Genomic DNA, 9,499 nt, shown 5'->3' on the forward strand with positions numbered 1-9,499 from the left:
CCGGCCAGAGACAAAGAGGCTGATGCGAGATGGAGCGGATCCCGTTCGCCGTCGTGGTGCCGACCCTGTACGGCCCGATGATCGTCAATCGGCACGACATCAACCAGACCAACGCCCTGTTCAAGACCGGGCGGGCCATCGACCATGCGGAAATCGACCTGCTGGCGCAGATCCTGCGGCTGTGGGGGACGGACCTGACGGTCCTCGACGTCGGCGCCAACTTCGGCACCTATTCGCTGGCGCTGGCCGACGCGGTCGGCGCGGGTGGCAAAATCCACGCCTTCGAGGCGCAACGGATCCTCTTCAACATGCTGGCGGGCAGCGTCGCGCTGAACGGCCGCACCAACATCCATTGCCACAACATGGCGGTGGGCGACCGCGAGGGCACCATCCCGCTGCCGCAGTTCGACTATGACCAGCCGCTGAACTTCGGCAGCGTCGAGCTTGGCCCGGTGCAGCGCGAACGCCTCAGCCAGGAGCGGCGGAACGACCCCGCGCGGGCCGAAGAGGTGCCGCTGACCACCATCGACCGCTTCGCCTTCCAGCGGGTCGGGCTGATCAAGATCGACGTCGAGGGCATGGAGATGGCCGTGCTCGACGGCGCGGAGGACACGATCCGGCGCTGCCGCCCGGTGCTGTTCGTCGAGTTCCTGAAAAGCGACGCCGAAGCGCTGCGCCGCCGGCTGGAGGGGCTGGACTACACGGTGCAGGTCATCGCCATGAACTACCTGTGCATCCCGCGCGAGGCCGCCGGCCGCATCGCGATCCAGTTCACGCCGCCGGGCCAGCCGCAGCCGGGGTGAGAGCCTGTGAGTTTATGGGCGATACCTTTTCACCGTCATCCCCGCGAAGGCGGGGATCCAGGAAACTCCGCACATAAGTGCTTGATCGGACTGGATTCCCGCCTTCGCGGGAATGACGGCTGAGGGACGTGCATCGTGGGTTCCAATGCGTCGCAATCCGAACTTCGAGCCTCTCTCAGCAAGGTTCCGATAAACTCACAAACTCTGCCCCTACGGCGCGTCGAAGTCCACCACCACCCGGCCGGTCAGCGGGCGGGACTGGCAGGTGAGGATGTAGCCGGCCTCCACCTCCCACGCTTCCAGCGAATAGTTCTGCGCCATGTCCACCTTGCCCTCCACCAGCTTGGCCCGGCAGGTGCAGCACACGCCGCTCTTGCAGGAATAGGGCAGGTCGGCGCCGTGTCGGTGCGCGGCGTCCAGGATCACGTCGCCGCCGAAGGGCATGGGGAAGCTTTTCCGCTTGCCGTCGAGCAGCACCGTCACCTCGCAGGCGTCCCCCGCCGCCGCTTCCACCGGTTTAGGGGGCTCGCGGCGGACCACGGTGGAATCGGTGGTGAACAGCTCGACATGGATGCGCACCGGGTCCGTGCCGTGCGCGGCCAGGGCGTCGCGCACCGCCTCGATCATGCCCTGCGGGCCGCAGACGAAGACGGCGTCCAAGGCTTTCGGGTCGACCAGCGTGCGGCAGACCTCATCCACCAGGGCGGCGTCGATGCGGCCGGCGAGCAGGCCGGACTCGTCCGGCTCCCGGCTCAGCGCGTGGTGGACGGACAGGCGGCCGAGATGGCGGTTCTTCAGGTCCTCCAGCTCCTCCCGGAACAGGATCGAGGACACCGTGCGGTTGCCGTAGACCAGCACGAAGCGGCTCCTGGGCTCGCGCGCCAGGACCGATTTCAGGATCGACAAAACCGGCGTGATGCCGCTGCCGGCGGCGAAGGCCAGGTAGGTGCGCGCGGCGGCGGGGTCGAGCGGCGTGGTGAAGCGGCCCATGGGCGTCATCACGTCCAGCACCGCGCCGGGCGTCAGGTTCTCGTTGGCGTGGGTGGAGAACAGCCCGCCCGGCACCCGCTTGATCGCCACGCGCAGTTCCCCGTCGTCCAGGCCGGAGCAGATCGAGTAGGACCGCCGCACCTCCTCCCCGCCGATGGTGGTGCGCAGCGTTAGGTGCTGGCCGTGGACGAAGGCGAAGGCCGGCCGCACCGCGTCGGGCACCGCGAAGGCGACGGAGATCGTGTCCTCGGTCTCGCGCCGGACGTCGGTGATGGTCAGGGGGTGGAAGGTGGGCGTCATGGTGGCCCTCAGATGCACTTGAAGGAATCGAAGGGCTCCAGGCAGGACCGGCAGCGGTGCAGCGCCTTGCAGGCGGTAGAGCCGAAGGCGCTGATCACCTCCGTGTCGGTGGAGCCGCAGCGCGGGCAGGCGATGCGCTCCTCCGGCGCCACCAGCGCCCGCTTGCCGGCCCCGCGCGGCGGCGGGGCGATGCCGCTCTCGCGCAGCCGGTCCAGGCCGGCCGGGCTGATCCAGTCCGTCGTCCAGGGCGGGGCGACCTCCGTCACCACCTCCGCGTTCGGGAAGCCCGCCGCGTCGAGCGCGCGGGCAACCTCCAGCGCGATGATCCCGGTCGCCGGGCAGCCGGAATAGGTGGGCGACAGCCGCACCCGCAGGCGCCCGCCCTCCCCCGCTTCGACGCCGCGGATCATGCCGAGGTCGACGACGCTGAGCACCGGAATCTCCGGGTCCATGACGGTGCGCAACGCCTCCCAGGCGGCGCCCACTGCGGCACCGTCCCCCGGTCCCGGTCCCCACACCCCCTGGTCCGCCGCAAGGTCCGCGATCATGGCGTCACCATGTGGCGCCCGGATAGGCGCGCTGGAGGAACTGCATTTCCGCCAGCAGGTAGCCGAGATGCTCGCCGTGCCGGCCGATCCGACCGCCGCTGGTTCCAATGATCGCCGGGCGGGCGGGCAGCGTCGCCTCCGCCAGGACCGCGTCCACCCGCGCCTCCCAGGCCGGCCGCAGGGACGCGGGGTCGGGCGCCACGCCGGCCGCCGCCAGCGCCTGTTCCACCGCGTCGGCCTCGAACATCTCAGCCGTAAAGCGCCACAGCCGGTCGAAGGCGTCCGCCATGCGGGCGCGGCTGTCCTCCGTGCCGTCACCCAGTCGCACCACCCATTCGCCGCTGTGCCGGAGGTGATAGCGCTTCTCCTTCACCGCCTTGGCGGCGATGCCGGCGAGGCGATGGTCGGCCGAGACCATCAGCTTCTCGTACAGCTCCAGCGCCCAGGCGTCGTGCAGGAACTGGCGGGCGATGGTGTGGCCGAAGTCGCGGTTGGGCTGCTCCACCAGCAGGTGGTTGCGGTAGTCGTAGACGTCGCGCAGGAAGGCGAGCGCGTCCTCGTCGCGCCCCTGTCCCTCCACCTCCCCCGCGTAGGACAACAGCAGGCGCGCGTGGCCGACGAGGTCGAGCGCGATGTTGGTCAGCGCCACGTCCTCCTCCAGCTCCGGCGCGTGGCCGCACCATTCGGACAGGCGGTGGCCGAGCACGAGGCTGGTGTCGCCGAGGCGCAGCAGATAGTCGAACAGGGCGTTGTCGGTCATCACAGGCTCCCCGTCAGATGTTCTTCACCTCGGGCGGGATGTCGTAGAAGGTCGGGTGGCGGTAGACCTTGTCGTCCGCGGGGTCGAAGAAGGACTCCCGGTCCCCCGGTTCCGACGCGGTGATGGCGGCGGACGGGACGACCCACAGGCTCACCCCCTCGCCGCGGCGGGCGTAGACGTCGCGCGCGTTCTCCAGCGCCATGCGGGCGTCGGCGGCGTGCAGGCTGCCGGCGTGCTTGTGGCTCAGCCCGTTCTTGGGCCGGATGAACACCTCGAACAGCGGCCATTCGTTGCGGGCCATGTTTCCCCCTTTGCTTAAGCCGCCGCGGCCTGGGCGCGGGCTTCCTTCTTCCGCGCGTGGGCCAGCGCCGCCTCGCGCACCCAGGCGCCGTCGTCCCAGGCCTTGCGGCGGGCTTCCAGCCGTTCGCGGTTGCAGGGGCCGTCGCCCTTCAGCACCCGTTCGAACTCGCTCCAGTCGATGGCGCCGAAGCGGTAGTGCCCGGTGGCCTCGTCGAAGGCGAGGTCCGGGTCGGGCACGGTCAGGCCCAGGAACTCCGCCTGCGGCACGGTGGCGTCGACGAAGCGCTGGCGCAGCTCGTCGTTGGAGAAGCGCTTGATCTTCCAGCGCATGCTCTGGGCGGAGTGGGCGGACTGCGCGTCGGAGGGGCCGAACATCATCAGCGACGGCCACCACCAGCGGTTCAGCGCGTCCTGCGCCATGCGTTTCTGCGCGTCGGTGCCGCGGGACAGCGCCAGCATGATCTCGTAGCCCTGGCGCTGGTGGAAGCTTTCCTCCCGGCAGATGCGCACCATGGCCCGCGCGTAGGGGCCGTAGGAGCAGCGGCACAGCGGCACCTGGTTCATGATCGCCGCCCCGTCCACCAGCCAGCCGATGGCGCCGATGTCGGCCCAGGTCAGGGTCGGGTAGTTGAAGATGCTGGAATATTTGGCCTTGCCGCTGAGCAGGTCGCCGACGAGGTCGCCGCGCGAGGCCCCCAGCGTCTCCGCCGCGCTGTAGAGGTAGAGGCCGTGCCCGCCCTCGTCCTGCACCTTGGCGAGCAGCGCCACCTTGCGGCGCAGGGTCGGCGCGCGGGTGATCCAGTTGCCCTCCGGCAGCATGCCGACGATTTCCGAATGGGCGTGCTGCGAGATCTGGCGGATCAGCGTGCGGCGGTAGCCGTCGGGCATCCAGTCGCGCGGCTCGATCTTCTCCTCCGCGTCGACCCGCGCCTGGAACCGCTCCTCCGGCCCGGTCGGCGTGTCCGCCGGGGGCGCACGGTCGGAATCGGATTTCACGTCCAGGCCTTGCGTGTACACCGGCGCCTCCCCTTCCGCGCGCCCGCCCGGGATGGGCGGATTGTCGCCCCAGCGAACCGTCCGTCACACAATATGATACACGGTTGGGATTTTCAAAGGCGCTTTTGTATCGCTTGGGGAGCAGCCGCCAGGGCGCTGCGGTATTGCACGGAGGAAGCCACGCCTCCACCGTCATCCCAGCGAAGGCTGGGATCCAGAACGCTCCGCGTCGACGTGTTCGAATAGCCCTGGATCCCAGCCTTCGCTGGGATGACGAGGAAGGATGAGTGGAAGGGTGATCCCGACCGGCTCTCAGCCCGCCGCTTCCGGTCGGGCGCGCCGTGAACGCGTCGCCGCGCGGGTGGGGCGCGGCGGGGTATTCCCATTTTGAATCCCGCCCTGCATCGCTTCGCCCAGCGCGCCCATGAGTTCCGACGGCTCGATGGGCTTGTGCAGCAGGCGGCAGCCGATGGACATCGCCTCGCGCAGGCGTTCGGGGGCGGTGTCGCCGGTGATGATGATCCCCGGCACGTCCCAGCGGCTGCGCACCAGTTCCACCACCTTGCGGCCGGTGCCGCCGCCCGGCAGGCGGTAGTCGGTCAGCACCGCGTGCGGCCGGCGGCGCAGGCGCGGCAGCTTGGCGGCCAGTTCCTCCGCCGAGGACACGGCGTCCACGCGCACGCCCCAGCGCTTCAGCATCATGGTCAGGCCGCGGCGGACCTGCTCGTCGTCCTCCACCAGCAGGATGGAGCGCCCGCGCAGCCACGGCGCGATGGCCGTGTCGGCCGCTGCGGCCGCCGGGCGTGCCACGTCGGGGCCGGTGGCGTGCGGCACCAGGACGGAGAAGAGCGAGCCGCGCCCGACCTGCGAGCGCACCGTGACCTCCAGCTTCAGCAGCCGCGCGATGCGGTTCACGATGGACAGGCCGAGCCCGAAGCCCTGGGTGGCGGCGCGCGCCGGGTTGTGGAGCTGGCGGAACTCCTCGAAGATGGCCTCGCGCGCGCTTTCGGGAATGCCGGGGCCGGTGTCCCAGACCTGGAACTCCACGCCGTTCCGGCGGCGGCGCACGCCGACGAGCACCCGCCCACGGTCGTCCCGGCGCCCGTGGGCGATGGCGTTGGCAATCAGGTTGCGCAGCACGCGCTCGAACAGGCGCGGGTCGGTGGCGATCGCGGCGGTCGAGTGCAGGAAGCGCAGCGTTACGCCGGACGCGCCGGCCACCGCCGCGAACTCCGCCGCGAGGCGGGCCATCATCTCGTCGGGGAGGATGTTGGCGACGGACACCTCCACCGCGCCGGCTTCCAGCCGCGACAGGTCGAGCAGGCCGCTCAGCATCCCGCTCAGGCTCTCGATGGACGCCTTCAGCAGATCCAGGACCTCGGCGCCCTCGGTGTCGTGCTCCTGGATCGAGGATCGTAGCACGTAGGTGTAGAGCGACGCGGCCTGGATCGGCTGGCGGAGGTCGTGGCTGGCCGCCGCCAAGAAACGCGTCTTGGCGCGGTCCGCGGCCTCCGCCACCTCCTTGGCGCGGCGCAGGTCCTCCTCCAGCGCCTTGCGGTCGGTCGTATCGAAGGCAAGGCCGGTGATGCGCGTCGGCTGGCCCTTCAGGTCGCGCCACACCACCCGGCCGATGTTCGCGATCCACCGCAGGCCGATGCCGGGCCGGCGGACGCGGAATTCCAGGCGGACGTCGTCGCTGTCCGCCGCGACGCTGTCCGCGACCGCCCTTCGCAGGACCGGCCGGTCGTCCGGCACCACGGCGGCGAGCAGCCGGTCCAGCGACGGGCGGTCGCTTCGCGGGTCCAGCCCCAGCAGGTCGTAACATTCGGGCGACCAGACCATGCGGTCGGCGGTCAGGTCCCAATCCCAGGATCCGGCCTTGGCGCATTGCTGGGCGAAGCGCAGCTGCTCCTCGCGGCAGCGCAACGCGGCGTTCGCCTCGGCGAGTTCGGCGGTCCGCTCGGTGACGCGCAGCTCCAGCTCCGCGTTGGCCTCCTCCAGCTGCTGGGCCATCATCTGCAATTCCTCGTAGGAGGCCTGGAGTTCCTCCGTGATGGTGTGCTCCTCGGACCGCACCTTGCGCAGGCGGTGGTCGCTGCGGTCCAGCGCCTCGGCCAGCGCCTTGCTCGTCTCCTCCGACGCGGTCAGGCGGCCGCGCAGCTCCGCGATCTCGGCGCGCTGGGCGGCCAGCTCCGCCTCCATCCCATCGCGTTCCTCGACGAGGGCGTGGATCTGCTCCTGCCCGTCCTCGATCGTCACCAGCGCCTGTTCCAGGCCCTGGTCCAACTCCGTGATGCGCCGGAGCAGCGATGCACGGTCGGCATCCCCATCGTCCAGGACCGAATTTGCTCCCCCCACGTCTCCCCCATGCCATCTTCGCGGGTGCACGATGCCATGTCCGTTCCAACAGGGCACGGGGGGAAAAGTCATACCCGACGCAGAAGGCATAGGACCTCTCCCGAGATTTCGGACCGGCGGGGATGTTGTAGTCTTACACATGGACACGCGAAACATCCTGGCCCTGGGCGCGTCGGCCGGCGGCGTCACCGCCCTCCAGCGCCTGTTCTCCGCGATGCCCGCGGACACGACGGCGACCGTCTTCGTCGTCCAGCACATCGCGCCGACCCGCAACAGCGTGTTGCCCCGGCTGCTGGAAAAGGCCGGCTGGCTGCCCGCCTTCCACCCGGAGGACGGGGAGGAGGTGCGGGAGGGCTGGATCCACGTGGCCCCGCCCGACCACCACCTGCTGGTGCGCGACGGCCGCCTGCTGGTGCGCCGCGGCGCCAAGGAGAACCGCACCCGCCCCGCCATCGACCCGTTGTTCCGGTCGCTGGCCGTGGAATACGGGCCGCGGGTGATCGGCGTGATCCTCTCCGGCACGCTCGACGACGGGGCGGCCGGGCTGCTGGCGGTGAAGCGCCGCGGCGGCATCGCCATCGTGCAGGACCCGGCCAGCGCGGAATGGCCGGACATGCCGCGCAACGCCCGCGAGCACGTCGCCGTCGACCAGTGCGTGACGCTGGAGGAGATGGCGCCGCTGCTGGCGCGGCTGCTCGGGACTCCGGCCCCGCCCGCCCCCGCCCTGCCGGAGGAGATGGCGGTGGAGGCGCAAATCCCGGAGAAGGAGTTCAACACCGTCCCGGCGGACAGCGACCGGCTCGGCACGCCGAGCGTCTTCAGCTGCCCGGACTGCGGCGGCAACCTGTACGAGGTGGAGGACGGGTCGCTGCTGCGCTACCGCTGCAAGGTCGGGCACGCCTATTCGCCGCAGGCGCTGGCGTCCGCCAACCACGACCTGCTGGAACGCGCGCTGTGGGTGGCGCTGCGCGCGCACGAGGACCGGATGATCCTGTTCAAGCGGATGTCCGAGAAGGCGCGCAAGGGCGGCCACGACCGCGTGGCGGAGCGTTGGTCGAACGCCGCGGTCGAGGTGCAGCAGAGCATCACGCTGCTGCGCGGCGTGCTGTCCAGGCCGAACGCGGTGCTCGACGACGCGCTGCTCCCGCCCGACGGCGAAAGCCTGCATCCGGAGTGACGATAGCGGCTTCGCCGCTGGAGTGACGATCGCGGCTCCGCCGCTGTTGTCGCTCCATGGATTGTCGAGCGATCATCGTCATGGGAGCGTCCGCCGGCGGAATCGAGGCCCTGGAAGAGCTGGTCGCCCACTTGCCGGCCGACCTGCCGGCGGCGGTGTGCGTCGTCATCCACATCGGAAGCCGGCCCAGCCTCGCCCCCCGGATCCTCGCCAAGGCCGGCCCGCTGCCGGCCGCGCACGCGGTGGACGGCGAAGCGCCGCGCCCGGGCCGCATCTACGTGGCGCCGCCCGACCACCACCTGCTGGTGGAGCCCGACCGGCTGCGCCTGTCCCGCGGCCCGCGGGAGAACTCCACCCGGCCGGCGATCGATCCGCTGTTCCGCTCGGCCGCGCAGGCCTACGGCCCGCGGGTGATCGGGGTGATCCTGTCCGGCGCCCTGAACGATGGCACCGCCGGGTTCAGCGCGATCAAGCGCCTGGGCGGCACCACGCTGGTGCAGGATCCCGCGGATGCCATGTTCCCCGGCATGCCGCAGAGCGCGCTGTCCAACACCGCCGTCGACCACTGCGCTCCGGCCTCGGCGCTCGGTCCCCTGCTCGGCCGGCTGGTGAGGGCGGCGGATGGTTCCCAGAATCCGACCGGGGACACTGACAACGATGAGGAGGCCGCCATGGAGGGTCAATACGATCTCAAGCCGCCCGCTGCGCTGACCTGCCCGGAATGCGGCGGGGCGCTGCGCGAGACCTCGGTCGATTCGATGCCCGTCTACACCTGCCACATCGGGCACCGCTACGGCCCGGAGAACATGGACGAGGCCCAGGTGCGCGAGATCGAGCGCGCCTTTGAAATCGCACTCCGCATGCTGAACGAACGGGCGGCGCTGAGCCAGCGCCTGGCGGAGACGGCGCGGCAAAAAGGCCGTGCCCTGTCCGCCCAGCGCTGGGAAACGGCCAGCCGCGAGGTGCTGGACCAGGCGCAGCTTCTGATGACCTTCCTCAGCCACGGCTGGCGGGCGCCCTCCTCCGACGGGAATGGCGAGGATGGGAAGGGCAGCGGGGCGTGAGGCGCGCTTAATCCCCTCTCCCCTCTGGGGAGAGGGTTAGGGTGAGGGGGTCCCGCCACTTTGGTACGTCCGGCCCACGCGCACCCCCCCCCCCCCCCCCCCCCCCCCCCCCCGGGGGGGGGGGGGCCCCCCCCCCCCCCCCCCCCCCACGACTCCATCATTGCGTTACAGCCACCCGCGGCGGCGGAAGTACCAGAGCGGCA

At 70.8% G+C, this 9,499-nt stretch carries 9 protein-coding genes; 3 read left to right on the forward strand and 6 right to left on the reverse strand.

From position 1 onward, the window contains the following. Positions 1–29: 29 nt before the first annotated feature. Positions 30–803 carry an FkbM family methyltransferase gene (locus J2851_RS33910; protein ID WP_209773119.1) on the forward strand — a complete coding sequence of 258 codons (774 nt, stop codon included), beginning with the start codon at positions 30–32 and terminating at the stop codon, positions 801–803. A 210-nt stretch (positions 804–1,013) separates the two neighbouring features. Here J2851_RS33910 and paaE read toward each other — a convergent pair whose 3' ends face one another. The 6 genes from paaE to J2851_RS33940 all read right to left on the reverse strand — a co-directional run bounded on the left by paaE (position 1,014) and on the right by J2851_RS33940 (position 7,055). Next, positions 1,014–2,093, reverse strand: a complete 1,080-nt coding sequence (gene paaE / locus J2851_RS33915) for a 1,2-phenylacetyl-CoA epoxidase subunit PaaE (protein WP_209773123.1) — start codon at positions 2,091–2,093, stop codon at positions 1,014–1,016. A gap of 8 nt (positions 2,094–2,101) precedes the next feature. Then, positions 2,102–2,641, reverse strand: a complete 540-nt coding sequence (gene paaD, locus J2851_RS33920) for a 1,2-phenylacetyl-CoA epoxidase subunit PaaD (RefSeq protein ID WP_209773125.1) — start codon at positions 2,639–2,641, stop codon at positions 2,102–2,104. A 4-nt stretch (positions 2,642–2,645) separates the two neighbouring features. Beyond that, entirely contained in the window at positions 2,646–3,401 is a 756-nt protein-coding gene (paaC, locus tag J2851_RS33925; RefSeq protein ID WP_209773130.1) for a 1,2-phenylacetyl-CoA epoxidase subunit PaaC, read from the reverse strand. Positions 3,402–3,414: 13 nt separating this feature from the next. Then, positions 3,415–3,702, reverse strand: a complete 288-nt coding sequence (gene paaB / locus J2851_RS33930; RefSeq protein ID WP_209773133.1) for a 1,2-phenylacetyl-CoA epoxidase subunit PaaB — start codon at positions 3,700–3,702, stop codon at positions 3,415–3,417. Between the two features lie 14 nt (positions 3,703–3,716). Continuing rightward, positions 3,717–4,718 (reverse strand): 1,2-phenylacetyl-CoA epoxidase subunit PaaA, encoded by a 1,002-nt coding sequence (gene paaA, locus J2851_RS33935; RefSeq protein ID WP_209773136.1) that lies wholly within the window; start codon positions 4,716–4,718, stop codon positions 3,717–3,719. A gap of 291 nt (positions 4,719–5,009) precedes the next feature. Beyond that, positions 5,010–7,055: an ATP-binding response regulator gene (locus J2851_RS33940; protein ID WP_307420906.1), complete on the reverse strand. Its 2,046-nt coding sequence runs from the start codon at positions 7,053–7,055 to the stop codon at positions 5,010–5,012. A gap of 139 nt (positions 7,056–7,194) precedes the next feature. Between J2851_RS33940 and J2851_RS33945 the strand changes: the two genes are divergently transcribed. Further along, positions 7,195–8,232 (forward strand): chemotaxis protein CheB, encoded by a 1,038-nt coding sequence (locus J2851_RS33945; RefSeq protein WP_209773139.1) that lies wholly within the window; start codon positions 7,195–7,197, stop codon positions 8,230–8,232. 80 nt (positions 8,233–8,312) lie between these two features. Beyond that, positions 8,313–9,296 carry a chemotaxis protein CheB gene (locus J2851_RS33950; RefSeq protein ID WP_246501116.1) on the forward strand — a complete coding sequence of 328 codons (984 nt, stop codon included), beginning with the start codon at positions 8,313–8,315 and terminating at the stop codon, positions 9,294–9,296. The last annotated feature ends 203 nt before the right edge of the window (positions 9,297–9,499 follow it).

Origin of the sequence: Azospirillum rugosum (assembly GCF_017876155.1) — a bacterium.
In the GTDB taxonomy this organism is placed as follows: domain Bacteria; phylum Pseudomonadota; class Alphaproteobacteria; order Azospirillales; family Azospirillaceae; genus Azospirillum; species Azospirillum rugosum.

Bases quoted from the DNA above. Each gene is read 5' to 3' on its own strand.
- J2851_RS33950 (WP_246501116.1), top strand. From the start codon at position 8,313: ATGGGAGCGTCCGCCGGCGGAATCGAGGCCCTGGAAGAGCTGGTCGCC.
- paaE (WP_209773123.1), bottom strand. From the start codon at position 2,093: ATGACGCCCACCTTCCACCCCCTGACCATCACCGACGTCCGGCGCGAG.
- paaD (WP_209773125.1), bottom strand. From the start codon at position 2,641: ATGATCGCGGACCTTGCGGCGGACCAGGGGGTGTGGGGACCGGGACCG.
- J2851_RS33910 (WP_209773119.1), top strand. From the start codon at position 30: ATGGAGCGGATCCCGTTCGCCGTCGTGGTGCCGACCCTGTACGGCCCG.
- paaC (WP_209773130.1), bottom strand. From the start codon at position 3,401: ATGACCGACAACGCCCTGTTCGACTATCTGCTGCGCCTCGGCGACACC.
- J2851_RS33945 (WP_209773139.1), top strand. From the start codon at position 7,195: ATGGACACGCGAAACATCCTGGCCCTGGGCGCGTCGGCCGGCGGCGTC.
- paaB (WP_209773133.1), bottom strand. From the start codon at position 3,702: ATGGCCCGCAACGAATGGCCGCTGTTCGAGGTGTTCATCCGGCCCAAG.